This window comes from Gracilibacillus boraciitolerans JCM 21714, from assembly GCF_000521485.1.
GTDB lineage: Bacteria > Bacillota > Bacilli > Bacillales > Amphibacillaceae > Gracilibacillus > Gracilibacillus boraciitolerans.
Map to the genome: position 1 here is coordinate 93,747 of NZ_BAVS01000003.1, position 26,214 is coordinate 119,960.

At 36.8% G+C, this 26,214-nt stretch carries 24 protein-coding genes, 6 pseudogenes and 1 riboswitch; of the genes and pseudogenes, 22 read left to right on the top strand and 8 right to left on the bottom strand.

Going from position 1 to position 26,214, the window contains the following annotated elements:
* Window positions 1-39: 39 nt before the first annotated feature.
* Window positions 40-234 (top strand): YwbE family protein, encoded by a 195-nt coding sequence (locus JCM21714_RS04325; protein ID WP_035722114.1) that lies wholly within the window; start codon window positions 40-42, stop codon window positions 232-234.
* A gap of 15 nt (window positions 235-249) precedes the next feature.
* Window positions 250-714, top strand: coding sequence for a nickel pincer cofactor biosynthesis protein LarC2 (larC2, locus tag JCM21714_RS04330; RefSeq protein WP_035722117.1), 465 nt, complete (start codon window positions 250-252; stop codon window positions 712-714).
* Between the two features lie 55 nt (window positions 715-769).
* Here larC2 and JCM21714_RS04335 read toward each other — a convergent pair whose 3' ends face one another.
* Together JCM21714_RS04335 and JCM21714_RS20900 are read right to left on the bottom strand one after the other, a co-directional pair.
* A complete protein-coding gene (locus JCM21714_RS04335; protein ID WP_235182603.1) occupies window positions 770-1,471 on the bottom strand; it encodes a substrate-binding domain-containing protein in 702 nt (233 codons plus the stop codon).
* Window positions 1,468-1,746: a LacI family DNA-binding transcriptional regulator gene (locus tag JCM21714_RS20900; protein WP_235182604.1), complete on the bottom strand. Its 279-nt coding sequence runs from the start codon at window positions 1,744-1,746 to the stop codon at window positions 1,468-1,470. Before JCM21714_RS20900 ends, JCM21714_RS04335 begins: the two co-directional genes overlap by 4 nt.
* Window positions 1,747-1,902: 156 nt before the next feature.
* On the opposite strand from JCM21714_RS20900, the gene JCM21714_RS23720 reads away from it, so the two are divergent.
* From JCM21714_RS23720 to uxaC, 3 genes and pseudogenes are all read left to right on the top strand, one after another.
* Entirely contained in the window at window positions 1,903-2,673 is a 771-nt protein-coding gene (locus JCM21714_RS23720; protein WP_369403458.1) for a tagaturonate epimerase family protein, read from the top strand.
* Window positions 2,657-3,400, top strand: a complete 744-nt coding sequence (locus tag JCM21714_RS23725) for a tagaturonate epimerase family protein (protein WP_369403459.1) — start codon at window positions 2,657-2,659, stop codon at window positions 3,398-3,400. Before JCM21714_RS23720 ends, JCM21714_RS23725 begins: the two co-directional genes overlap by 17 nt.
* Before the next feature lie 118 nt (window positions 3,401-3,518).
* A pseudogene (gene uxaC, locus JCM21714_RS04345) lies at window positions 3,519-4,926 on the top strand (glucuronate isomerase).
* A 76-nt stretch (window positions 4,927-5,002) separates the two neighbouring features.
* Here uxaC and JCM21714_RS04350 read toward each other — a convergent pair.
* Window positions 5,003-5,401, bottom strand: a complete 399-nt coding sequence (locus tag JCM21714_RS04350; RefSeq protein WP_035722119.1) for a secondary thiamine-phosphate synthase enzyme YjbQ — start codon at window positions 5,399-5,401, stop codon at window positions 5,003-5,005.
* 102 nt (window positions 5,402-5,503) lie between these two features.
* On the opposite strand from JCM21714_RS04350, the gene JCM21714_RS04355 reads away from it, so the two are divergent.
* The gene (locus JCM21714_RS04355) at window positions 5,504-5,881 is read left to right on the top strand and encodes a RidA family protein (RefSeq protein WP_035722121.1); all 378 of its coding nucleotides are present in this window, start codon (window positions 5,504-5,506) and stop codon (window positions 5,879-5,881) included.
* A gap of 171 nt (window positions 5,882-6,052) precedes the next feature.
* Window positions 6,053-6,958: a DUF1002 domain-containing protein gene (locus tag JCM21714_RS04360; RefSeq protein ID WP_035722125.1), complete on the top strand. Its 906-nt coding sequence runs from the start codon at window positions 6,053-6,055 to the stop codon at window positions 6,956-6,958.
* A gap of 448 nt (window positions 6,959-7,406) precedes the next feature.
* Here the strand turns inward: JCM21714_RS04360 and phnE (JCM21714_RS04370) are convergent.
* The 4 genes and pseudogenes from phnE (JCM21714_RS04370) to JCM21714_RS04385 all read right to left on the bottom strand — a co-directional run bounded on the left by phnE (JCM21714_RS04370) (window position 7,407) and on the right by JCM21714_RS04385 (window position 10,843).
* Window positions 7,407-8,212: pseudogene (gene phnE, locus JCM21714_RS04370) on the bottom strand (phosphonate ABC transporter, permease protein PhnE).
* Window positions 8,212-9,012 carry a phosphonate ABC transporter, permease protein PhnE gene (phnE, locus tag JCM21714_RS04375; protein WP_035722130.1) on the bottom strand — a complete coding sequence of 267 codons (801 nt, stop codon included), beginning with the start codon at window positions 9,010-9,012 and terminating at the stop codon, window positions 8,212-8,214. Before phnE (JCM21714_RS04375) ends, phnE (JCM21714_RS04370) begins: the two are co-directional and overlap by 1 nt.
* Window positions 9,005-9,783, bottom strand: a pseudogene (gene phnC / locus JCM21714_RS04380) (phosphonate ABC transporter ATP-binding protein). The gene phnE (JCM21714_RS04375) and the pseudogene phnC overlap by 8 nt, the downstream one beginning before the upstream one ends.
* Window positions 9,784-9,859: 76 nt before the next feature.
* On the bottom strand, window positions 9,860-10,843 hold the full coding sequence (locus JCM21714_RS04385) for a phosphate/phosphite/phosphonate ABC transporter substrate-binding protein (protein WP_035722133.1): 984 nt from the start codon (window positions 10,841-10,843) through the stop codon (window positions 9,860-9,862).
* Between the two features lie 291 nt (window positions 10,844-11,134).
* On the opposite strand from JCM21714_RS04385, the gene JCM21714_RS04390 reads away from it, so the two are divergent.
* The 7 genes and pseudogenes from JCM21714_RS04390 (at window position 11,135) to JCM21714_RS04415 (ending at window position 18,931) form a co-directional block, all read left to right on the top strand.
* A complete protein-coding gene (locus JCM21714_RS04390; RefSeq protein ID WP_035722136.1) occupies window positions 11,135-12,862 on the top strand; it encodes an ABC transporter ATP-binding protein in 1,728 nt (575 codons plus the stop codon).
* Window positions 12,852-14,678 (top strand): annotated as a pseudogene (locus JCM21714_RS04395) (ABC transporter ATP-binding protein). The gene JCM21714_RS04390 and the pseudogene JCM21714_RS04395 overlap by 11 nt, the downstream one beginning before the upstream one ends.
* A gap of 74 nt (window positions 14,679-14,752) precedes the next feature.
* Window positions 14,753-15,292: a helicase domain-containing protein gene (locus JCM21714_RS23730; RefSeq protein WP_369403460.1), complete on the top strand. Its 540-nt coding sequence runs from the start codon at window positions 14,753-14,755 to the stop codon at window positions 15,290-15,292.
* Entirely contained in the window at window positions 15,222-17,123 is a 1,902-nt protein-coding gene (gene helD / locus JCM21714_RS04400; protein WP_369403461.1) for an RNA polymerase recycling motor HelD, read from the top strand. The genes JCM21714_RS23730 and helD overlap by 71 nt, the downstream gene beginning before the upstream one ends.
* Window positions 17,124-17,248: 125 nt before the next feature.
* A pseudogene (locus JCM21714_RS04405) lies at window positions 17,249-18,039 on the top strand (aldo/keto reductase).
* A gap of 17 nt (window positions 18,040-18,056) precedes the next feature.
* Window positions 18,057-18,566, top strand: coding sequence for a YfiT family bacillithiol transferase (locus JCM21714_RS04410; protein WP_035722138.1), 510 nt, complete (start codon window positions 18,057-18,059; stop codon window positions 18,564-18,566).
* Between the two features lie 125 nt (window positions 18,567-18,691).
* Window positions 18,692-18,931 (top strand): ferredoxin family protein, encoded by a 240-nt coding sequence (locus tag JCM21714_RS04415; RefSeq protein ID WP_035722141.1) that lies wholly within the window; start codon window positions 18,692-18,694, stop codon window positions 18,929-18,931.
* 380 nt (window positions 18,932-19,311) lie between these two features.
* Here the strand turns inward: JCM21714_RS04415 and JCM21714_RS23735 are convergent.
* Window positions 19,312-19,620, bottom strand: a pseudogene (locus JCM21714_RS23735) (energy coupling factor transporter S component ThiW).
* A 286-nt stretch (window positions 19,621-19,906) separates the two neighbouring features.
* Window positions 19,907-20,023: riboswitch (TPP riboswitch) on the bottom strand.
* Window positions 20,024-20,151: 128 nt separating this feature from the next.
* On the opposite strand from JCM21714_RS23735, the gene JCM21714_RS04425 reads away from it, so the two are divergent.
* From JCM21714_RS04425 to JCM21714_RS04450, 8 genes are all read left to right on the top strand, one after another.
* Window positions 20,152-21,123, top strand: a complete 972-nt coding sequence (locus JCM21714_RS04425) for a ring-cleaving dioxygenase (RefSeq protein WP_035722143.1) — start codon at window positions 20,152-20,154, stop codon at window positions 21,121-21,123.
* A gap of 93 nt (window positions 21,124-21,216) precedes the next feature.
* Window positions 21,217-22,074 carry a Cof-type HAD-IIB family hydrolase gene (locus JCM21714_RS04430; protein WP_035722146.1) on the top strand — a complete coding sequence of 286 codons (858 nt, stop codon included), beginning with the start codon at window positions 21,217-21,219 and terminating at the stop codon, window positions 22,072-22,074.
* A 122-nt stretch (window positions 22,075-22,196) separates the two neighbouring features.
* Window positions 22,197-22,502 (top strand): L-rhamnose mutarotase, encoded by a 306-nt coding sequence (locus tag JCM21714_RS19065; RefSeq protein ID WP_084040573.1) that lies wholly within the window; start codon window positions 22,197-22,199, stop codon window positions 22,500-22,502.
* Between the two features lie 78 nt (window positions 22,503-22,580).
* Window positions 22,581-23,351 (top strand): DeoR/GlpR family DNA-binding transcription regulator, encoded by a 771-nt coding sequence (locus JCM21714_RS04440; RefSeq protein ID WP_035722153.1) that lies wholly within the window; start codon window positions 22,581-22,583, stop codon window positions 23,349-23,351.
* A gap of 247 nt (window positions 23,352-23,598) precedes the next feature.
* The gene (locus JCM21714_RS20905; RefSeq protein WP_235182605.1) at window positions 23,599-24,132 is read left to right on the top strand and encodes a hypothetical protein; all 534 of its coding nucleotides are present in this window, start codon (window positions 23,599-23,601) and stop codon (window positions 24,130-24,132) included.
* Between the two features lie 32 nt (window positions 24,133-24,164).
* Window positions 24,165-24,299: a hypothetical protein gene (locus tag JCM21714_RS22730; protein WP_268748280.1), complete on the top strand. Its 135-nt coding sequence runs from the start codon at window positions 24,165-24,167 to the stop codon at window positions 24,297-24,299.
* Window positions 24,292-25,332 (top strand): sensor histidine kinase, encoded by a 1,041-nt coding sequence (locus JCM21714_RS20910; protein ID WP_235182606.1) that lies wholly within the window; start codon window positions 24,292-24,294, stop codon window positions 25,330-25,332. Before JCM21714_RS22730 ends, JCM21714_RS20910 begins: the two co-directional genes overlap by 8 nt.
* 14 nt (window positions 25,333-25,346) lie before the next feature.
* Window positions 25,347-26,126 carry a response regulator transcription factor gene (locus JCM21714_RS04450; RefSeq protein ID WP_035722156.1) on the top strand — a complete coding sequence of 260 codons (780 nt, stop codon included), beginning with the start codon at window positions 25,347-25,349 and terminating at the stop codon, window positions 26,124-26,126.
* Window positions 26,127-26,214 lie beyond the last annotated feature (88 nt).

The window sequence follows — 26,214 nt, forward strand, 5'->3', positions numbered from 1 at the left end:
AATCTGTTATAATGGTAAAAAACGCGAAGGAGTCCCATCATGACAGGAACAGAAAGAAAGAATATTAAAATAGGTGCAAAAGTGCGAGTGGTTCAAAAACAGGATCAACGCACTGGAAAATTAACAGAAGGCATTGTTGCACGATTACTCACAAATTCTGCCACACATCCACATGGAATTAAAGTGAAATTGGAAAATGGTATAGTAGGCAGAGTAAAAGAAATCGACGACTAGAAAGAGGTAATTGCTATGAGATCACATCCACCAGATCAGGAACATACCGATGACAACATGCTAAAAGTAGAGGTTAATTTAGATGATACACCTGGTGAATGGCTAGGCTATGTCATGGAAAAATTATTTGAAGCAGGGGCGAATGATGTTTATTATACGCCGATCTATATGAAAAAAAATAGACCAGCGGTACAATTACAATTATTATGCAGTCAACAGCGGTTGGAGGATGTAAAGCACATTATTTTAACCGAAACGACAACACTAGGCATTCGTTATTATCCAATTACTGTTTTTCGAATGGAAAGAAGGACACGAGTAGTAACGACAGAGTACGGTAATGTTACGGTAAAAGAAGGTTTGCAAAATGATATAGTGATCAAAGCATCACCGGAATACGAAGATTGTAAGCAATTAGCGGAAACACATCAGGTTCCTTTGAAGGATGTTTATGCAGCTGTTTGGCGAATATTAAAATAAAAACAAGGCATGTTTTATTGCCTTGTTTTTATTTTAAATAACTATATCGATTTTTTTACTTAGGCGAAGGCCCTGCACTTTGTCTCACTGTTAAAGATGGGGTTAATTTTTTCACTAATTCGATCTCTTCATCTACTTCTATACGTTCAATAATAGCATCGACAATCTCTTCCGCCAATTCGTCGACAGGTACTCCGATACAAGTCATCGGAACTTCCATTGTTTCCATTTGCGGGATATTATCATAACTTACTAAAGAAATATCTTTCGGAATCTCTATATTCTTCTCTTGCAAAGCACGAAGGATCCCTCCACTAATATCATAGCTTCCACCAATAATCGCAGTGGGCCGCTTATTATCACTTAGCAAATTATCTACTGCACGATAACCATCAAACCAGTTCAACCCACCCGTATCAAAAGTTCTTGTCTTTAACTTCAGTTTCTTCATCGCTTTTTGGTAACCTTCTACTTTTTCAATCTGTAAGGCATCTTCAGTGTCTAATAACCCCACATAAGCAATATCCCGGTGTCCGAAATCATAGAGATGCGTAACAGCAATCTCCATCGACTTCTCATGATTTGCATCAATAATTGGATAATTCACATTCGTTTTCCTCGAGACACCATAGGCGACAAGTGGAATGTTACCTTGGGAAATGGTATGACTGGACTCAGCAAAAACAATCATGCCATCTACTTGAAATTTTTTAAACGTATCCATAGCAGTATTTTCTTCATCTACTGACAGAATCATTGAATATGGCGTGGTTTCAAAAGCTTACTAATATTGGTCACCAGAGTTGCTAATACAAGTCTTTCAATCGTCGGCCAAAGTAAACCAATTACTTCTGTTTTTTTGCGAACTAATTGCTTTGCAGCCAAATTAGGTTCATAGCCCATCTGTTTCGCAACTCTTAATATTTTTTGCTTTGTTATTTCTTTTACTAAAGGACTATTATTTAAAGCCTTAGATACAGTGGAATAGCTAACATTTGCTTCTTTTGCTATATCTTTAATCGTTACATTCATCATTCATCACCTAATACTTTCATAAAAAATTATATAATGGTTGTGTTCTATTTTCAAATAGTATATCATAAAAATAACAACGTTGTTATTAATTTGAGTAAAGACTGTAACCGTTAACAATAATAACGAACTATTTTAATAAGGAGTGAAGTAATAATGGAACAGTTTCAAGAAGTAGTAGTCAATTTAGCAGCTGGAAAAATACCTAAAACAACCGACAGTGTCACTGTTTATGAGAGTTCATTGGAGAAGGTGGACAGTACGCATATCGTAATGGTGAAATCAGGCACTGAAAAGTATCTTGTCGCAGCAGGAGAAGGTGCTCTTTTCAATGAGTTAGAAGGAGAAAACATTGGACAAGGAAAAATTTGCGGGCTAACCCATCACAACAGTAAGGTGTTAAATAAATACTTTGATTACACAAATCCACAAGCATTTGGTACGGAAATAGCAACGATGGGACTTGGGGGGGATCGTCTTGGGGTAGCATCACCAGGACACATTGAAACGGTAAAGAACAGAAAGGTTAAGCCGATTTTAGCACAACAAAGTATTCGTGAATTGACATTATTGAATAGAACAATGACGGATGTTTTGGATGCTGCAACTTTCGCAGTTTTTCAGGAAGGCTATAAAGACGGATATGGTGCAGATGCCGATCATATTAAGCTGGAAAAAGATATCGAGTATGCATTAGATCTTGGTTTTTCTTTTCTTACATTAGACTGTTCAGAGCAAATTCGTAATGATATCGAAGGTGCAACCACGGATGAAATTCATAAGGAATTTGCAGATTTACCAGTAGATAGAAAAGAATATTTTGAAAACCATTACTTAAATAAACCATTTGAAATTGAAGGGTTAACAGTAAAATTCGATGAAGCAAGTCTCCATAAAAATGTTTTAGTATATGGGGGAAGCAATTGATTTTATGGAGCATGTATATAACGAATATCTGGCGAAAGCAGATAAAGCAATTGACTTTGAGATTTCAATTGATGAAACAGAAACGGTTACGGCTCCTGAAGCACACTTTTTTGTTGCAGAAGAGTTACGACGCAGAGGAGTTACAGTGCAAAGCTTGGCACCAAGATTCTGTGGTGAATTCCAAAAAGGGATTGACTATATTGGCGATATCATCCAATTTGAAAAAGAATTGCATGAGCATGCAGAAATAGCTAAGTACTTTGGTTATAAACTAAGTATTCACTCTGGAAGTGATAAATTCAGTGTTTTTCCTATTATCGGAAAATACACCGAAGGTCTGCTCCACATTAAAACAGCTGGTACCAACTGGTTAGAAGCTATTCGGGTAATTGCCCAAGTAAACCCAGACCTTTATCGCCGCATGCATGTATACGCGCAAGAACATTTTGAGGAAACGTTGAAATATTACCATGTGACACCTGACTTGGATAGTGTGGTACCACTTGATGAAACATCTGATGCAGATTTGCCAACATATATGGATCATGATGCATCTCGTCAACTGTTCCATGTTACCTATGGTATTTTACTAACGGCGAAAAGCAGTGAATCAGGTGCAGATTTATTCCGTACCGAATTCTTCACGACATTGATGAATAACGAAAATGCCTACAGATCCGCCCTGGTTAAACACATCGGTCGCCATCTGGATTTATTAGGATTATAAGTATAGAGTACCTAAATTGCTTGAAAGCATGAGGCAGATATGAAAGGTATAAGCAAATATGATTGGCTTCACTGGAATTCCAGTGAAACTATTTAAATATCAAGAAAGTGGGGATAAGATGAAGGCATTTATGGATGATAACTTTGTACTGAATAATAAAACGGCAGAAAAGCTGTATCACGAGTATGCAAAAGACTTACCGATTATCGATTACCATTGTCACTTAAGCCCGCAAGAAATTTATGAAAATACACAATTTGAGAATATTACAAAAGTATGGCTATATGGTGATCATTACAAGTGGAGAGCAATGAGAGCAAATGGGGGGTAGAAGAAAAATATGTTACCGGTGACGCCAGTGATTATGATAAATTCTTCGCATGGGCAAAAACAGTACCGCAATTAATTGGAAATCCGCTTTACCACTGGACCCATTTGGAATTAAAACGTTATTTTGGGGGGGTGGAAGAACCCCTTAATGAGAATACAGCACCAGCTATTTGGGAAAAGGTTAATAAACGATTAAACAGTGGAGAATGGAATGTTCGTGACTTCATTGTCAAATCAGGTGTAGAAGTAATCTGTACGACAGATGATCCGGTTGATTCACTGGAATATCATGGAAAAATAAAAGCAGATACTGATTTTAATGTGAAAGTTCTACCAAGCTACCGACCTGATAAAGGGCTTGAAATCAATCGTGAAGGATTCATGGATTGGGTGACTAAGCTAGCAGAAGCTTCTGGTATAAAAATCGATTCTTATCATGCACTTCTGGAAGCATTAGCTAATCGTATTGATTTCTTCCATGAGATTGGCGGGCGTGTTTCAGACCATGCACTCGACAACATGATGTATGAAGAAGCAACTGAAGCAGAAGTAGCGGAAATTTTCATCAAGGCATTGAATGGGGAAAAAGTTTCTTTAGAAGAAGAAAAGAAATATAAGTCATTTACTCTTACCTTTTTAGGGGGGAAAAATATCATGAAAAAGGATGGGCCATGCAATATCATATTAATGCCCACCGAAATAATAATACACGAATGTTTAATCAGTTAGGGCCAGACACTGGCTTTGATTCGATGAATGATACCTTGTTAGCACAACCATTGGTGAAATTACTAGATTCTCTGGATAAAGCAGATGCATTACCAAAAACGATTCTTTATTCCTTAAATCCACGAGATAATGTCACTATTGCAACCATTATCGGAAGTTTTCAAGGCGGTGGTGTACCAGGTAAAATGCAATTAGGTACCGCATGGTGGTATAATGATACAAAACTGGGTATGATCAATCAAATGGAGACGTTAGCAGATATCGGTGTATTTAGTCGTTTTATTGGAATGCTTACTGATTCACGAAGCTTCTTATCCTACACCCGTCACGAGTATTTCCGCCGTATCATGTGTAATTTAATTGGTGAATGGGTGGAAAATGGCGAATATCCTAACGATGAAGAAACACTTGGTAAGATTGTGAAAGATATTTCTTATTATAATGCAAAAGAATATTTTGATTTTTAGTAACTGCATTTTTAAGTGGAGAAGGATATAGAAAAAGAAGGTTGCTTATTCATACCAGCAACCTTCTTTTTGTTCTTCATCCAATTACTTTGATATGGAATTTCCGCTGCCGTGGCCCATCAAATTCACAGAAATAGATACCTTGCCATGTTCCAAGCACCAAACTTCCATTTGAGACTACTAATGTTTGGTTATGACCAACCGTGCTGACTTTGAGGTGTGCGGCAGTATTACCTTCCATGTGTAAATCTTTGGAGTGATCCCACGGATAAACTTCCTGCAGACGGCGAAGGAAGTCTGTTTTTACATCAAGATCGGCATTTTCATTCACTGTAATCCCTGCAGTGGTGTGAAGGGAGGATACAATTACTATTCCATCTTTGACATTTTCCTCACGTAAATAGTTGGTCACCTCTGCAGTAATATCAATCATCTGGTCATGGTGTGTGGTTTTTAAGTTAAATGTCTTTTCCATTTTTATCATCCTTTTTAAAAAGATTTGTTATAAATATTCTACTAAAAAACGTTTCTATGTTAAAATCTTCTGTAGATATAATGAATGAAAGGGAGCGATAAAATGGTAAAAGTAATACATACAGATAAAGCACCACAAGCAATTGGCCCGTATTCCCAAGCAATTGATGTTGGAGATTTAATATTTGTTTCAGGACAAATCCCATTGAATCCTGAAACAATGGAAGTAGTAGAAGGAGATATTGCGGCTCAAACAAAGCAAGTAATGAAAAATCTTGAAGCAATTCTTAGTGAAGCAGGATTAACGTTTGCAAATGTAGCAAAATTCACGATTTACATTACTAATATGGATGATTTTTCCATCATCAATGAAGTCTATGCAACATTCTTGCAAGAACCATATCCTGCAAGAGCAACAGTAGAAGTTAGTAAATTGCCTAAAGGTGTTAAGGTAGAAATGGATGTTATCGCAAAAAAATAAAGTAAGTAAACTTCTAGTCTTGTGAGAGGCTGGGAGTTTTTTGTTGTCTATGGAGGGTTTACTGATTATTAAATTAGGAAAAAGTATAGAAAAGTGTAGAAATTTCTTCCCATAATTTAAAAAATCAATCATACTATAAGAGTAAGAATAATCTTAAAAAGGAGTTAACCTATGAAAAAAATAGCATGGATGCTTGTCGCAGTTTTACTACTTGGACTAGCTATTACTCCCGTTGCTCTAGCAAGTAATGGTGAGGAAGATGTAATTGACGAAAAAAATGGCAAACCGAAATTGGTACTCGGAGAAGCATTATCTGATTCTGATAAAGATAAAGTAAGAGACTTATTAAGCGCAACAAATCCTGAACAAGTGGATGAATATACTGTAACTGCAGAGGATCTGGTTAATTATATTGGAGGAGATCCAAGTTCTAGCATGTATTCTTCTGCAAAGATTACTCGTAAAGATGAAGGACATGGAGTAGTTGTTCAAGTTGTTAATCCAGAGAATATTACTCAAGTAACGAATGAAATGTATGCAAATGCTTTATTAACAGCAGGTGTGGAAAACGCATTGATCGAAGTAGCATCACCTGTAAAGGTTACGGGACATTCAGCATTAACAGGTATTTACAAAGCTTTTAATGTCGATGGAGAATCACTGGACCAGGATCGCATGGAAGTGGCTAATGAAGAATTAGATGTTGCGACAGATTTAGCAGAAGATGCCGGGATTGATCAAGAAAAAGTAAGTGAATTATTAAGTGAGATTAAACGAGAAATAGCTGAACAAAATCCTGCAACAAAAGAAGATGTCGAACGTATCGTAAGTGAACAACTTGAAAAATTGAACATTGAGTTGAGCCCAGAGGATCGAGAAATGCTTACTAATCTGTTTGAAAGAATGCGGGATCTAAATATTGACTTCGGTCAGGTAACAGATCAATTAGAAACTATTGTATCGGATATTCAAGGAAAAATAGATGAAGTAACTGGTGGAGATGCAGAAGGCTTCTGGCAAGGAGTAAAAGACTTCTTCCAAAACCTCGCAAATAGTCTAAAAGGGCTGTTCAATTAAAAAATACAAGAAAGCAATTCACTATATAACTAAACTGCGAAGCACTTCTTTGACAACAGTATTTAGATAACTGTAAATCCAACGCTGCGGAAAAACACTCCCTTTCCTAGGGGTGCGGCTTCAGCTAACTTCGGAAAGAAGGTCACTTTCCAAAGTGGATCTTCAGCTCGCACTGATCCCTCAGGAGTCTCGCATTTTTCCTCCGCTTTGGATAGATCTCTGTTCAAATAAGATGAAATAAGCAATGATATCCATGTGCTAGCTGTCACTAACGTTGTAGAACCCTATTAAAGCGAAGTAAATGGACGGAGCTTTTGCTTACATTCATCATACTTTCAAAATTGTCACTAATTCGCAGTTTGGGTCTACTCTGTTTAGTTTTTTTGAGAACCGCAAAGATTTTATGTCACAAAAAACCGTCATCGTGTAAATACGACGACGGTTTTTGTTATACTAAACGTTTTCTGATAAATCCAGAAATTTGATCAATAATTGTTACGGCAATGATTATGACAAGTAAGATCATGCCAACCTCTTCCCAATTTCGATTCATATAGGCAAAGGTAATCAGTGTACCAATCCCGCCTGCACCTACAATTCCGAGTACAGAAGAAGCACGGACATCAATTTCAAATCGATAGATCGCATAGGATAAAAATTCAGGCAAGACCTGTGGCATAATGCCAAAAAAAGTATTTGCAATTTATTTGCACCACTGGATTCCAGGGCTTCCACTACATTCATATCGATCGATTCAAGTACTTCCGAAAAAAGCTTACCAAGCATTCCAGTCGAACCAATAGCAATTGCCAATACACCAGCAAAAGGATTCGGCCCCACAGCTGCCACGAATATAATCGCCAGCACAATCTCTGGAAAAGCACGTACAGCACCTAAAATCCACATTCCCGCGTTGTTTAACCATTTATTTTTCACCATATTGGAGGCGCATAAGAATGCTAATGGCACTGCAATAATCGCTGCTGCAAGAGAACCAGTGTAAGCAATGAAGATAGTTTCTATCATCATTTCGACTATGGTATCAGTTTCTTCAAATGCAGGTTGGAAGAACTTAGGAATGATGCGGTCGATATTTTCTAAAGTACGAACACTAAAAACAGATTCCCATCTGATACTGATGCTAGAAAAAGTCCAAATATAGATGAGTAAAATAGCGACTAAGGCAATCATTCGTTTTGTTAACTTCATTTTACTTTTTGGTTTCTCTGGAAGGGTTAAAGGTTGATTCCTCATTATATAAGTCCCCCCCTTAACTTTCCGCTTATATAATCAATAATGACAACAACAATGAAAACAATAATGATGATGGTACTGACAGCGGGATAATTCATGAAATTAATTTCCTTATTTAACAATTGTCCAATACCACCTGCGCCAACAAGTCCAAGAACCAAAGATGCACGGATATTGATTTCAAAAACATATAAACTAAATGAAATAAACTGTGGCAGAACTTGCGGGATAATTGCAAAACTAATCGTTTGCAGACCATTCCCTCCTGAGGCCCGAATCGCCTCGGTAGGATTCATATCAATTGTCTCAATTACTTCACTCATTAATTTCACTAGAATGCCTACTGCAAATATAATAAGCGCCATAATCCCTGAAAAAGCACCAATACCAAATAGTCCAACAAAAACAACCGCTAAGATAATATCGGGAACGGTTCTCACAATATTTAACAGGAAACGCATCAATTGATAAATCCATGTATTGGTTGTTACATTATTAGCTGTCAGTAATGAGAAAGGAATACTAATAATAACAGCAATAGTAGTGGCGATAATCGCCATATGTATGGTTTCGAAAAGCTTTGGCCAGACTTGATTCACATAGCTCCAATCAGGTGGAAAGAAGTCACCAACAAGCCCAAATACATTAGGAACCTTCATGAAAAAATCAATGATAAATGATTCGGTTTTGATCGAACTTAGTAAATAAAAACTAATAACTACAATGAGAGCCAGGCTGATGATCAGCTTCGTTTTAAAAGGATAGAGGCCTTTTGGTACATAGGAAGACGATTTATTCAACTTCTTCGCCTCCTCGACGATCCTCATCTCGGATAGAACGGCCATAAATTTCTTCAAATGTTTGCTCCGTTACTTCACTTGCCGGTCCATCAAAGACAACTTCTCCATCACGCATACCGATAATCCGGTCCGCTACTCCATCGCCATATCAATAAAGTGTAAGTTAACAATCGTTGTAATGTTATCTTCCTGATTGATTTGTTTTAAATACTTCATGACTTGATGTGAGGTTGGAGGATCTAAACTTGCTACAGGTTCATCGGCTAATATTAACTTTGGTTTTTGGGTCAAGACACGTGCGATACTGACTCGTTGCTGTTGACCACCACTTAATTCGTCTGCACGATTATAAAGCTTTTCTTCAATATTGACACGTTTTAAATTCTCATATGCTAACAGTTTGTCCTCTTTAGAAAAAATGTTTAAAATGCTTTTAAAGGTACCCGTGTAACCTAATCTTCCAGAGATGACATTTTTTATAACAGTAGAACGTTTTACTAAGTTATAGCTTTGAAAGATCATTCCTATTTTAGTTCGTAGTCTTCTTAAATCTTTTCCTTTTAACTTAAGAATATCTTCATTTTCCACTAATAATGCTCCATTGGTAGGTGTAACCAAACGATTTATACTTCGAATAAAGGTGGATTTACCAGCGCCGGATAAGCCGACAATGACAACAAATTCCCCCCCTTCATTTATTTTTATATTTATATTTCTAAGTCCTTCTGTTCCGTTTGGGTATATAAGTGAGAGCTCTCTAAATTCTATCAATACTCCTGGCCCCCCCTTTCTGTCATATGGAAATAGGAGAGAGCATGCTCTCTCCTGTTTAACCATTATTTAATAATTAGTCTAGACTGATGCTGTCACCAAATTTATTGTAAGTTTCTCTTACAATTTCGTATTCACTATCTTCTGCTTCGATGATCGCATCCCAGTTGTAAACCTCATTCATAATTTTGATCATTCCGTCATCATCGTTAAAGCTTAAGAAGGCGTCCTTAATGCTTTGGACAAGTTCATCACTTAACTCTTCTGTGACAGAAATGGTATCGTTAGGAATTTCTTCGGTGTGGCCAAGGATTCTTGTTTTCTCCATAATGTCTGGATAATCTTCTTCTAAGCTAGTACGTACATCATCAAAGGTTGTTGCCACATCTGCATTGCCTTCGTATACTTCAATCGCTGAGTTATCGTGACCACCAGTTTGATATGCTTCTGAGAAGAATTCCGTTTCTGGATTTTCTACGTCAAATTCATCCATGATTTGTGCAGCAGGGAATAAATAACCACTTGTTGAGGTTGGATCACCATATGCCCATACAGCACCTTCAAGATCTGCTAATTCCTGATAGTCAGAATCGGCACTAACAATATATTGCGCTACATATGTACCACTTCCAAAGCGCTCAGATTTCAAAAGAACTTCTACATTATGCTTATCATTTGCCAATACATATGCAAAGGCAGGAATAAAACCAATTTGTACTTCATTTGTTCCCATTGCTTCTACTAAAGCAGTATAGTTTGTCATTACTTTACCTTCGACAGGAACACCTAATTCTTCTGACAATTTATCAGCTAAAGGTTTCACTGTATCTGCAATCTTGTCAGAATCCTGGGAAGGAACGAACCCCATGATGATTTCCTCAGGCATGTCAGTTGCTTCATTCGCCTCTGCATCATTCGTATTTTCTGCTTCCTCGTTTGTATTCTCTGTTGTATCTGTTTCAGTATCCTCGCCGCTTCCGTTTGTATCTTCGCTTGAACCACAAGCTGCAATAACAAACATGCTTAATAGTGTTACCATTAAAAGTACTAGTTTTTTCATCGATCTTTCCCCCTTGGAAATTTTTGTGTGATACAAGTTCATTATCTATCGAACAATTAATAAAATCTATGAGAATGATAACAATACTAACAGGCTCTTTTCATCGTTCTATAGATTGTCTCTTGCAACGTCAATATATATCGAATAGATAGAAAAATCCATACAATTTACCAAGATAATACAATTTTATAACTACATTTACAAAATTTACATAAGCTTAATACGGATAAATGGAGTAACCGTTTTTAGTTAGATATAATAGAAACTATGAAGATAAGATGGAGGCAAACAATGCGAATTATTATTAACTATGCAGATACCTATCGAAAATCAGTGATGATTGCTTTATTGTTAATGATCGTGGAACTAATAGTGGAGATAATTCAGCCTGTTATCATGGCTAAATTAATAGATGACGGCATTATTGCAGAAGATATGTCGATCATTTATTTGTATGGTGCGATTCTCTTAGGTATTACTATATTAGCCTTTGCGGCGGGTATTGTAAGCTCGTTCTTTGCAGCAGAAGTAAGCCAGGGAGTTGGACATGATTTGCGTCAGGATATGTTTCGTAATATTCAAATGTTTTCGGCAATGAAGATTCAACAATTTGCAACCTCGACATTGCTGACCAGGATGACAAATGATGTTACTCAGGTTCAAAATCTGTTATTTGCCTTTATGCGGATTATGTTGCGCGCTCCGCTATTTATTATCTTTGGCGTTATTATGTCGTTTACTTTAAACGTTTCGTTAGCTATGATTCTGTTAGCTACCATTCCTGTGTTGATGGTGGTGATGTTTTGGCTATTAATAAGAGGCATGAAGTTATTTCGACAAGTTCAGGAACGAATTGATCGGATCAACAAAGTGATTAGAGAAAACCTATTAGCTATTAAACTTGTAAAAGCCTTTGACCGTATCCGATTTGAAAACAAACGATTCTCCCGCGTTAACACTAGTCTTAAGGATAAAAATAAACAGGCTTTATGGGTGATGGAGTTGGTAATGCCGGTTGTTATGCTGATCATGAATATAGCATTGATTGGGTTACTATGGTTTGGTTTTATTGAATTAGAAACGGGTACCGCTCAAGCGGGTGAAGTTGTTGCCATTATTAATTATGCGACAAGAATGTTAGCCTCTTTAGGCGTTTTTTCCTTCTTATTAATGAGTCTTTCGCGAGGCAGAGCTTCAGCGAAACGAATTCAGGATGTGTTAGAACAGTCTGTAGATGACGAGGTGGACATCCAGCAAGATAGGGGGGGAATGGTAAAAGGTGATGTCCAATTTAAACAAGTCTCTTTCCATTATCCTCAGACAAAACACAAAGTATTAGAGAATATAAATTTTCAAGTGAAATCAGGTGAAAAGATAGGTATTTTAGGTGAAACAGGATCTGGAAAGACGACACTGTTACATCTCATACCCTATTTATATCATCCTAGTGCAGGGAATATCTATATAGATGGCTCTAAAATAGAGGAAGTAGGTAATAAAATTCGACGTGATGTAACACTGGTTCCTCAAGAGGGATTCCTGTTTTCTGGCACGATCAAAGATAATATCACATGGGGGGGGAATGAACATCTATCAATCGAACAAGCGGAGCAAGTGGCGAAAGAGGCCCAACTGCATGAATTTATTATGACATTACCGAATAAATATCAAACCATAATTGGCCAAAGAGGAGTCAATTTATCCGGTGGACAAAAACAGCGATTATCGATTGCAAGAGCGTTAGCGGATGATCCGAAAATCCTATTATTAGATGATAGTACCAGTGCACTTGATGCCACAACAGAAATGCGTGTGCTAGAAGCAATTAACAGGAGGGAATGCACCACCTTTATTGTGTCCCAAAAAATAAGTACCGTATTGGATGCGGATCAGATCATTGTATTGGAAAAGGGTCGTATAGTCGGTATAGGCAAACATGATCAATTGGTGCGATCAAATCTACTTTATCAAAAAATGTGGCAATCGCAGCAAAAGGAAGAGGTGATACTTGATGCGTGATAACATAACAGAAGTAAAAGTGCCTCAGCCACCATCAAGACACCATTCACCAGTGGGTAAAAAACCAAAAGTGAAAAATCTTCGTGGAACACTTTTGCGAATATGGGGTTATTTGCAGGCTGATAAGGTAATGCTGTGGATTGTGTTAGGAATGGTGATCATTAGTTCAGCGTTATCTTTATTAGGACCGTATCTTATTGGTGCAGCAGTAGATGTCATGACAGGCAGACAATTTTTCCTTTCTTTTACGACGATTTTAATTATGATAAGTGTGGTATTTATTCTTCACTCCATAACGCTTGCCTTACAAAATTATTGGATGATTAATGTTTCGCAACATACGGTTTATGCCATGAGAAAGGATTTATTTGAGCATGTTTTACAACTGCCAGTCCTTCGATTTCAACAATCACAAAGCGGGGATTTAATGAGTCGTCTCACAAATGATATCGAAAATGTTAGTCGTACTCTTAATACTGCTGTCATTCAATTGTCTACAAGTATATTAACATTAATCGGAACGGTAGTAGTGATGATTTGGTTAAGTCCTGTACTGACATTGCTGACGGTAACGATCGTACCTTTAATGTATTTTGGTATGAAGTGGATTACCAAAAGAACAGGTCATTATTTTAAAGAGCAACAGCGAGAGCTTGGTAAAATGACTGGATTCTGGAAGAAACACTATCAGCCATTCCATGGTGAAGCTTTTTCACCAGGAGCACCGCGTTATAGAACAATACCGTACACATAATGAACAACTAAAGAAGGTTGGCTATTGGGCTCAGGTTTATTCGGGTTTTATTCCTAAATTAATGAACAGTTTAAATAATTTTAGCTTTGCGATTATTGTTGGGGGGGTAGGTGGATGGATCGTCTTATCCACGAATGCTACTTCCATTACTATAGGTGTTTTGGTCGCTTTTACTACTTATTCACGACAATTCACAAGACCATTAAATGATTTGGCTAATCAATTTAATACAATTCTGTCAGCAGTAGCTGGGGCAGAGCGGGCATTTGAAGTTATGGATCAAGAAGAAGAGGAAGTCGATAAAAGCAAAAGAAACGTCAAGCAAGTGAAAGGAGATATTGTTTTTAATAATGTTTCTTTTTCATATAATGAAGAGGAGCACGTCTTACATCATATATCTTTCCATGTAAAACCAGGTCAATCTGTTGCGCTCGTTGGACCAACTGGTGCAGGGAAGACTACCATTATTTCATTACTTGCACGTTTTTTCAAGGAAGATGATGGTGATATTTTATTAGATGGCCAGTCGATGAACTTATTATCCAGCAGCAGTATTCGCAGTCACTTAGGAATGGTCTTGCAGGATTCTTATTTGTTTGAAACGACGATTAGGGAAAATATTCGATATGGTAAATTAGATGCTACCGATCAGGAAGTGGAAGAAATCGCAAAACTTGCGAATGCTCATTCTTTTATTGAAGATTTACCTGAACAATATGATACATTGATAAAAGGGAATGGCCAAGCATTAGTCAAGGACAACGCCAATTAATTGCAATAGCAAGAGCCATGCTTACTAATCCAGCCATATTGATATTAGATGAAGCAACCAGCAGTATTGATACCATAACGGAAATTAAAATTACCGAAGCACTAGAAACGCTTATGAAGGGGGGGAAGACAAGTTTTGTGATTGCACATCGCTTGAATACGATAAAGAAGGCTGATATCATACTTGTTCTAGATGAAGGAAAAATAATTGAAAAAGGTAATCACTCGTCATTGATGAAAGAAAAAGGTTTTTATGCTAATCTTGTGGCAACACAAGCAGGGAATAAGTGATCGATCATATAGTTTTTATACGTTTTGAATATACTATCATACAGAATCAGATATACGGCATGGAGGTGGAATTAGTGACAGAGGGAAAAAAAGAAAAAGATTGGCCACAAGAGAAACAGCGTGTCTTTCGTGTAGTAAAAGAAATAACGAACAAAATATCAAGCTTAAAGTCCCGAGTGAAGCATTTAAAAGATGATGTCATTGATATTAGACGTGATTTTTGGGAAGATGTCACAGTTAACATAGAAGAAATGGATGATAAATTAGAAACGGAAGCCAGCATCAAACAGCAGGCAGAATTTCTCTCAGAACGTGAGCGAAGTCATGGCCAAGTAAGTGAGCGTTTGGACATATTGAATCGATTAAGGGAGAAACCGTATTTCGGAAGAATCGATTTTAAAGAAAACAACGAAGACACAACAGAACCGATTTATATTGGATTAGCTTCAGTAATGGATGAAAATGATGACAATTTCCTTGTGTATGACTGGCGCGCTCCAATTTCGAGCATGTATTATGATTTTCCGCCCGGTCCTGCAAATTATGACACAATTGAAGGGAATATTTCCGGGGGAAATAACATTAAAACGTCAATATATGATCCAAAATGGTGAATTAAAGGGAATGTTTGATACAGGCTTAACAATAGGAGATCATTTATTACAATCCGTATTAGGTAATCAAGCAAATACAAAAATGAAAAGTATCGTTTCGACCATACAGAGAGAGCAAAATCAAATTATTCGTAATGAGAAGTCAAACGTATTAATTGTTCAAGGCGTTGCTGGGAGTGGTAAGACATCAGCAGCATTGCAGCGTGTCGCCTATTTATTGTACCGTTACCGTGAAACGTTAACGTCAGAGCAGATTGTACTTTTTTCACCTAATCCGTTATTTAATAGCTATGTGGCGACCGTTTTACCTGAACTTGGTGAAGATAATATGCAACAAATGACATTTTATCAATATTTACATCGTCAGCTAGATGATAGTTTTCGATTGGAAACCCCATTTGAACAAATGGAGTTTTTTTTACAAAAGAAAGATGAAAACTATCAAGCAAGGGTAGAAGCGATGCACTATAAAGCTAGTCTCGCTTATAAGGAAGTAATCGATCATTTCTTAACAAAGCTAGCTAATAATAGATTGGTGTTTCGGAACATAACATTTAGAGGAGAAACAATCATTCCGAAAGAAACACTAGAAAAATACTTTTATAAAACAGAGCAGGCTTTACCAATACCTGAGCGTTTAGAAAAGGTTTCGAACTGGATTCTATATCAATTTAAGAAATTAGAACATATGGAACGAGAAAAAGACTGGGTCTTAGAGGAAAGTGAATTATTAGATAAAGCAGATTATGTAGATGTTCATGATACCTTACAGGAAGAGAATCGTTTTTCGGAGGATACCTTTGATGACTATGATCGGGAGGAAGAGTTGCTTCGTAAGCGAATCGTAGCATGGAAACTGCGTCCTCTCCGCAAAAAGGTGCAACAGCTTTCGTTTGTAGATCCTTTAAAAACATTTCGTTTATTATTTTCAGATATGGAATGGGTCGATGATCAAGAGGATAAATTGCCACCACAATGGCAGGATATTTGTCGGATTACTGATGAAAACTTAAAGAACAAATATTTAACATGGGAGGATGCTCCAGCCTATATTTATTATGAAAAAAACATTTTAGGATTTGATGCCCAAAGAACGATCCAGCATCTTTTTGTCGATGAAGCACAGGATTATACCCCCCCATTTCAGTTTGCCTTTATGAAGAAGATGTTCCCGGTAAGCAGAATGACACTATTGGGCGATATTAATCAGGCAATTTATGCCCATGCATTACGGGAAGAAACGTTATTGTCTGAGAAATGGCAAGAGAAACATGAAAGAATTGTCTTAACCAGAAGCTATCGTTCGACAGAGCCAATTGTAAATTTTACGAAATCGTTTATGACTAATGGCGATTTAATAGAACCTTTTGAAAGAGCAGGCAACTTACCTGTCTTATTAGAAGTGGAGCAGCAAGAAATGGCAGACGGAACAATTATAGAACAAATAGAACAATATCAAGAGAATGGACACGAAACAATTGCTTTAATAGGAAAAACAATGGAAGAATGCCGGTCGATCTATCGTCGACTCCAATCCCGACTGAAACTAGAATTAATGACACAGGAAGCACATACTTTTGGTAAAGGAATTGTCGTGATTCCTGCCTATCTTGCTAAAGGAATAGAATTTGATGCTGTGATCATCGCCGATGCTTCTGATCAGAACTTTCAGGATACTTTAGAGCGCAACTTATTCTATACGGCCTGTACTCGTGCCATGCATGAGCTTTCCTTATTTTCAATTGGCAAACCAAGTCGATTCATACAAACCATACCAAAAAAACAATACACACACTACAAAATACATCAAATACTAGTAAACAATGATTAAAAAAGCAATTTTCAGGGAATGAGACGAGAGGACAAGTTCTTTGTCCCAGTGAAAGAAAAAAAGGAGGAATTACTTTGGTGAAAAATCTACAATCAACTACAACGTTAAATAATGGGGGGGTGAAAATGCCTTGGTTTGGCCTGGGTGTGTTTCAAGTAGAAGATGGCGAAGAAGTTTATAACTCAGTGAAATGGGCTCTTGAACATGGCTATAAAAGTATTGACACTGCTGCTATTTATCAAAATGAAGAAGGTGTAGGAAAAGCTATTAAAGATTCAATAATTCCTCGAGAAGAACTGTTTATAACATCTAAATTATGGAATGCAGACCAAGCTTATGAGGATGCTATCCAAGCATTTGAGACAAGCTTAGATAAATTGGGATTAGATTACTTGGATCTCTATCTCATTCACTGGCCAGTGCCAGAGCAAAATAAATATAAAGAAGCATGGAAAGCAATGGAGAAGTTATATAAAGATGGTAAAATTCGTGCGATTGGCGTCAGTAACTTTAAAGAACATCACTTAGAAGATTTAATGAAAGATGCTGAAGTAATTCCTACAGTTAACCAAGTTGAATATCATCCACATCTTCAGCAAATAGACTTACATGAATTCTGCAAACAGCATAATATTCAGCTTGAAGCATGGTCTCCACTAAAACAGGGACAAGTTTTAACAGATCAAACGTTAGCAGATATTGCAAAACGTCATGAAAAATCGACAGCCAGGTGATTTTACGTTGGGACTTACAACAAGGTATCATAACGATTCCAAAGTCAGTTAAAAAGCAACGTATTCAAGATAATGCAGATGTGTTTGATTTTGAATTAACAGAAGAAGAAATGAAGTTAATTGCAAATATGAACAAGGAAGAACGAATCGGACCAGATCCAGATGCTTTTAATAAACGATAAGGAAAAGGTGATGGAATATGGACGTAAGATATCCTATTGGAAAATTACAAGTTCCAGAAAAAGTTACATTAGAAAATATTCAAGAATGGCTAAAAGAAATCGAAACTTACACCATTCGATTGAGAGATACTGTTGACTCATTAAGTGATGCGGAATTAAGCAGAACATATCGTGATGGTAGCTGGACAGTTCGCCAACTTGTTCATCACATCGCAGATTCTCAGTTGAACATGTATCAACGTTTGAAGCTGGCTTTAACAGCTGAGAAACCAACTGTACCAGGTTTTGATCAAGAAAAGTGGGCTATTCAACCAGATACAAAGCTTCCTGTAGAAAGTTCTATTAAAATGCTAGAAGGTATAAATGAGCGGATCGTTTCTTTAGGGAATAGTTTAACGGAAGAGCAATTAAGTCGAGCTTTTATTCACCAGAATGAAGGTGAAATAACAGTTGCCAAGAAAGTTGCAAAATTAGCTTGGCATGAAGAGCATCATCTGGCTCATATAAAAATCGCATTATCAGAATAATACAAGATGGATAAAGTAATTACAGAAGGATTTGCCTGTGAAAAATCAGGCTGAAACACTTGCATTCTCCCTCAGAAATGCTTTATCGTATAGTAGAGATAGAAAATTTCTAGGGGGATTTCGAGATGGCTTTTGTAATTCTTGAACCATGTCAGTCTGAGAAGTCGGGCGAATGTACAACCGTTTGTCCAGTTGATTGTATTGAAGAAGGTCCAGACCAATTTTATATAGATCCAGATATATGTATTGACTGTGGTGCGTGTAAAGCAGTTTGCCCAGTCGATGCGATCGAAGAAGAATATGATCTAACACCAGATCAGGAAGTATATTTAGAAAAAGCAGAAGCATTCTTCGGCAATAATTAATAGAGAGACTGAGATAAAAGTGATTTGATTTAAGTAGTAGCTGAACGATGATGCGAATTCTCCGATTAGAATTTGTAATCGTTCGGCTTTTTTGATTGCATAGCAAGAATATAATGCGACATAACTCTTGTGACAATTTTGAAATGGTTTTACCTGCTAAGCAGCCGCTCCGGCTGCCCACTTCCCTTTCCGCGGGTTTTCCTCTCAGCTAACTTTGGCAAGCCAAAGTGGATCTTCGAGTAAAAACATCCCGCAGGAGTGAAAGCGGGCACCTTCGCTGTTTATTTGCTCTACATTTGTTATAATCAGTATTATTTTGAACTTTTTAAAAGGATGATACCTATAAATCAAGATAGGAAGGTCCAATTTCTTTTGCTTTATTATGATCGTTGTGAAGCAGGCTGTCGCATGATAGAAGTGTTCTTTACTCTCGATAAGATTAATAATCCGATTATAGCTCCTGCCACACTGCTGATAAGAAAACCAGGCAAGAATGCAAGTGCACCAACAGAAGTGCCCATTAACAGTTTGGCATATGGAACCGATAATAGTGCACCAATAATCCCCCCCGTGCCAATTATTTCCCCCAACACCAGCAAACACCATCTTCTTTGTCCACCGATATAAATATCCTGCTAGAAGTGCACCAATCATCCGCCTGGAAAAGCTAGCAATGTACCTAACCCCAATAAATTACGTAATAAGCCAATTATAAATGCAATGATAACTGCAGGAATAGGACCAATGTGACAGCGGCCATTACATTTACGGCATGTTGGACTGGATAGCTTTCGCGATACCAGTTGGGAACCATAAAAATTGTGAACCAAGTGTTCCAATTGCAATAAAAACAGCCATAGTGGTTAATAATAGTGTGCGATTCAACTTTTTCCCTCCTTATTAGTTAGTGTAATCATGACCTGAAGGAAAAATAAAAGCCAGATCCTCCAAAAAAAGGACCTGGCTATACCATCTAAATTAGTTTAGCTACTTCCCTCCGCTGGTATCAGCCAGATCAGGTCCTTAAGAGTTAAAAAGCTTTATCGCGCTTTTCTCTCAGCCTATACTGATAGGCACCCCCTAGTAGTGATTACACCTATGAACTTACAGAAAATTTTAACAAAAGGAAAGAAAAAGTCAAGAAGATATTTATTTTGAATTCAAGATAATATATCGTCTATAATAGTTTTAACAGCTTTTTATAATGGAGGAGGATATGCATGATTCTAAAAGGAATTCATCATGTTTCTGCAATCACAGCAAATGCCAAAAATAACTATGATTTTTATACAAATACATTAGGAATGCGCTTAGTTAAAAAAACGGTGAACCAGGATGATCCAAGTATGTATCATTTATTTTACGCTGATGAACAGGGACGACCTGGAACAGACTTCACTTTTTTTGAAATAGTAAGAGCGGGAAACACGTATCAGGGTAATAACAGCATTTCCTTCACTTCTTTACGCGTCACAAGTGATCATGCTCTAAAATATTGGGAAAAACGATTGGATGAATATGAAGTTGTTCATCATGGCATAACCGAAACGTTCCATCGTAAAGTATTGCCTTTTCAAGATCATGAGGGTCAGCGTATCATGCTGGTATCGGATCAATCAAATGAAGGAGTTGCGGCAGGTCTTCCATGGAGCGAAAGCCCAGTACCACAGGAATATGGCATAACTGGTTTAGGACCAGTAAGATTAACCGTGCCCGAGTTAGCACCAACAGAACGCATTTTAGTTGATGTGTTGGGTTTTCGTTCAATTGGCAGCTACCCTGCTAATCAACAAGGACAACCAGACATTCAAGTATATCAAACGGGTGAAGGTGGAACGGGTGCTGAGGTTCACATTGAAGAACGCGACGATTTGGCAAAGGAACGTCCAGGACGAGGAAGTGTGCACCATGTAGCTTTTCGTGTTGCTGATACTGAGGAACTTGCAAAGTGGCGTGATAAAATTAACAAGGAAAGGCTAGCTAACTCAGGGTTAGTAGACCGTTATTACTTTCAATCTCTTTATTTTCGTGAACCAAATGGAATTTTATTTGAACTAGCAACAGATGGACCAGGGTTTATTACAGATGAAGATGCAGATCATCTTGGTGAGAAGGTCGCATTGCCTCCATTTTTAGAAAACAGAAGAGAAGAAATCGAATTGAATTTAGTGCCTCTTCAGACAGATAAATAGCAATCCCCCCTGCAAGCATACTAATTAATGGTGACCGGATAATTATCTGTGCTATACTAGGTTCGGTTAGTATGGAGAGGGGGGGAAATTATAATGATTTTTTTACCTAAAGCAATTTGTTTAGATATGGACGGTACCCTATTAAACAATCAAAATCGATTAACGGAACAAACAGTGGATAAAATACAAGAGATAAGAAAAATGGGCATTCGGGCATTTATTGTCACTGGTCGTTCTTATAATGAAATATTTGATACCGCACCAAAAGATTTAGATTTAGATGGATTTGTTAGTTCCAATGGTATGATTACCTATGTCGATAATCAAAAAATATTAGAGCATTATTTACCAACAGATCTTGTGCAAAAAGTAATTTTGTCTGCCAGAAATCATGCTATTTATTATGAGGTACACCCAAATGATGGTGAGAGACTCGCATTGAAACAAGACCAAACCTATATGAATGACATGATAAACGGAGATAAACCTGATACAGTTGCGACAAGTGAGTGGTTAGAAAGAAAAGCGGCAGTCGCAGATGATATAGCGTGGACTGAGAAATTACCAAATCAAAAATACTCCAAAATGTATTGTTTTCATATTGATCCTGAAGTGATGAAGGATTGGATTGGTGACTTAGAAGAAATGAAAAAGGAAACAGACTTTACAACGTCTTCATCTTCCAGAAATAATGTGGAAATCATGGTGGAGAATGTTAATAAATCAACCGGTATTCAGGCTTTACTAAATCATTTTGATATTAAACCGGAAGAAACCATGGCAATTGGTGACAGCAATAATGACATTCCAATGATGCAATATGTGGGTTACCCGGTAGCAATGAAAAATGCCACACCGCAAATTAAGGCATTAGTGAAAGATGAGACAGAATATACAAACGATAAACAAGGCGTATATCACTATTTGAATCAATTCTTTCAACACAAGTAAATTTTTACTTGTGTTTTTATTTATGTATGTTTTTATCTGTGTTAAAATAAAAAAAACATACAAATAAAGGTAAAACAAAATTGAATTTGTTTTCATGATAGGAGGAAACAGTATGTCACGTTATATGTTTATTATGGAATGTAAAGAGGGGGTCAGAACAGGAATACAAAAAAAGGCACCAGGCAGTTGATCAAGAATTATTATCTGCTTTAACAGAAGTTGGTGTGAGCAATTACAGTATTTTTATGGATGGGACCAAGCTATATGCCTATATGGAAGTGGATGATTATCACCGAGCGATGAAAGAATTGGAGACCAATCCAGCCAATCGTAAATGGCAAGCGTTTATGAGCGATATTTTGGCCATGGATGATAAGGGTGATCCAAAAATGTATCTGATTGATGAAGAGGTATTCCATTTAGAGTAGCAAAACTTGAATTTTTAGCGCTATTTCCATATAGTCAGTAATAGAAACGTTTTGAAGAAGAGAAGGCAGGAGAATTGTATGTTAGTTGCAGAAAGGCATCAACGTATTGTAGAAGTCGTCAATCAGAAGAAAAGTATTCGTGTGTCCGAACTTGCACGACTTTTTTCTGTAACAGATGAAACAATCCGTCGTGATTTAGAAAAATTAGAAAAGGAAAAAAAGTTAGCCAGAAGTCATGGTGGAGCGGTTAGTATTGAGTCATACCATGATGGACCTGAGATCCCTTTCCAGGAACGAGAAGTCATGTACGTGGAAGAGAAAAAGGAGATCGCACAGGAAGCTGTGAAACATATTGTCGAGGCTGATAAAATTTTGTTAGATGCAAGTACAACGGCATGGTATGTTGCGAAGAATTTACCTAATATTCCAATCACTGTATTAACCAATTCGGTGAACGTTGCTTTAGAATTAAGTAAAAAGAACCGGATTACCGTGATCTCGATTGGCGGAACATTACTTGCCCGTTCGCTTTCTTTTGTAGGTCCTTTAGCAGAGCGTTCGCTTGATTTATATCATGTAAATAAGGCGTTTCTTTCCTGTAAAGGAATCCATTTCAAGAACGGCATTAGTGAGTCAAATGAACAACAGGCCAGAGTCAAACAAAAGATGATTGAGATGGCTGATACTACCTATATCCTGGCAGATCGTCATAAATTCCATTTGCAAGCCTTTGCATATGTGACTCCGCTAGCCAATGTGGAACGTATTATTACGGACAGTAATGTAGCTGACCATGATGTAAATGAGTTACAAGAAATAGGATTAGAAGTAATTAAAGCACTGCGTTAAACTTTCTTAACGTAGTGCTTTTTTATGTAACTCAATACAGGAATAGAATCTTTGTAATGATTACATACCTTCAAAAGCATTTTCAAAATTCTAACGAAAAATTACTCTCTTGGACTAAGAGAATTATAGCCATACTAGGTTTATTTTACTATGCTTACAGTTTCCTGATTGACTTTTTCATAGTATAATAAAAGTATAACTTAGGATACTGGATAAACAAAGTTTGGAAAATGACGGAGTGTTGTAGATGTTCACCTATTTTAAAAAATGGAATACCTTGAGAAACCAATTACTTGTCGTTTATCTGATCGTCATGTTTACTGTGTTATTTATTGTAAGCACCATCACCTATATATTAGTAGAGGATTTACTTCAGGATAATGCTGAAGAACAAATTAAACAGACTGTATTAGAATCCTCAGGGCGCTATGATTCCTTATTTGAACAATTAAATATGGTAACCAAACAAATAATAACAAATGAGGATGTGCAAGAAGTCTTACTTAAAGAATCTCAAGGAAAAATGACATCCTTTAATGGTAGACAATCGTTAATAAATACAACTAACTTAATTCAGGCAAATGCAGATGGTATTTACTCATTTGAAATTTATAACAATGAATATCAACGAATTATTCCGATCGATTCTACCTTGTTGTTAGACCGGATCGATCCACGCTGGATTATCCGGGCAAATGAAGAAGGTGGTCGTCTCATTTGGTTAGGAGTAGATCCACTCGATCAAAATTATTTTCTGGTGGGGGGCGGCAGATTAATTTAATCAATAAGAATTTTAGTCATGGCGGATATATCATGACCCAAGTGAATCGTAATTATTTTCAATTAAACCCTAATCAGCAAGAGGATGAAACAAACGAATTTACGATTTTAGTAGATAGTCAGAATGAAGAAATTGTCAGTAATTATCATGGGGGAAGACTTGGCTAAAATTTTAAAGACAGACTCAGAAATAATAATTATTAATCAGCAAGAATATATGATTGTAAAAGAAACATCTGATTTAACAGGATGGACTATGTATATATTATCTCCAGTCAATCAACTGACAGCAGGGATATCTACTGTGCAATCTGGTATTGCAATTGCCGGGATTATTGGACTGGTCATATTTTTTATATGTTCTCTCTTCTTATCGACGTTTATAACGAAACCAATAACCAGATTAACGAAAACAATGAGAAAAGCAGGAGAAGGAGTATTGGCTCATAATCCTGTCGTGAATTCTACAAATGAAATTAATGAATTGAACCAAACCTATAATCAGCTTGCAGCAGAAACTAATTATTTAGTTCAAATGGTGTATGAAAAAGAAATTATAAAAAACAGGACGGAATTAAAGGCACTGCAAGCTCAAATTCATCCACACTTTCTTTTCAACACTTTAGATGCCTTGTACTGGTCATTAGATGAACGAGAGGAAGAAGACCTTGCAAACGTCGTATTGGCGATGTCGGAGTTATTCCGCTATACCATTACTAAAGAAAATCAAGATGAATGGGTAACGATAAAGGAAGAATTAGAGCATATTGATCGTTACATGAAAATTATGAGAATGCGCTTCGGTGATCGGCTAAATTGGGAGAAAGATGTTGACTTTGATTGGCTATATGTCAGAATGCCAAAACTAATGATTCAACCATTAGTAGAAAATGCTATTTTACATGGGGCAGGAAATGTTACGGGTCACTGTCATATCACAGTAAAAGTTGAAAAAGTTCAAGATGCAGATCGGCTAAAGATAACGGTCACAGATAATGGACCGGGAATGAGCAAGGAAAAAGTGTCAGAAGTGAAGGAACTCATGGAAGGTAATATTAGACAACACAAACATCATGGTTTAGCTTTGCAAAATGTTCAAAAACGCTTGAAGTTGTTTTATGAAATGGAAACAAACGGAGATATTAACATTCTTAGCGAAGAGGGCAAAGGGACAAAGGTAAGCTTTGAAATTCCAGTATAAGAGGAGGTAGAACCATGAATAAAAAGGTGATTCTTGTAGTGGATGATGAGCCTCGAAGTCGGCAAGGGATAAGAAAAACGATTGAGCGATTAGCATTTGATCAATATGAAGTTATTACAGCGGAAAATGCAGCAGAGGCATTAAATCGTATTGATAATGAGAAAGTACACGTACTCATTACGGACATTCGAATGCCTGAAGTTTCTGGATTGGAACTATTGAAACAATTAAAGGAAAAGGCGCAGGACCCAGTTGTGATCGTAATTTCTGCATACTCAGAATTTGAATATGCTCATGAAGCATTAGAGCTGGGAGTTGTTAATTATTTACTTAAACCGATCGCCAAGGAAAAGCTAATGGATGCCATTGAAAAAGCAGTAGATATAGAGAAACAAAGGGAAAAAACAGGTATGTTTAATAAGATTTTGGATGATAAATTAATAGAAATGCAGGAGTTAACTAAATATAACCGAGCGGTTCAGCAGGCAATAGAGTACATTGATATGCATTTCGAACAAGAGTTAACCTTAAAAGAAGTAGCAAATCAGGTCCATCTTAATCCAAGTTATTTAAGTGCTTTATTTAAAGAGGAACTGCAAATTACCTTTAGTGAATATGTAACAAGAAAGAGAATACAAGAAGCGAAAAAATTATTACTTTCAACAGATTTAACAGTATCAGAAATAGCAGAAAAAAGTGGTTATCAAACTTCTAAATATTTTATCAAACTATTTAAACAGTTTGAAAACACAACACCGAATGGATTTCGGAAACAAAATGTAAGCGATTCCTAAAAAAAGTGGTATTTTACCTAATCACTGTTACCTTACGGATTAATGCCCTCAGTGCTACACTTATAATTGTAATAAAAACTTATACTAA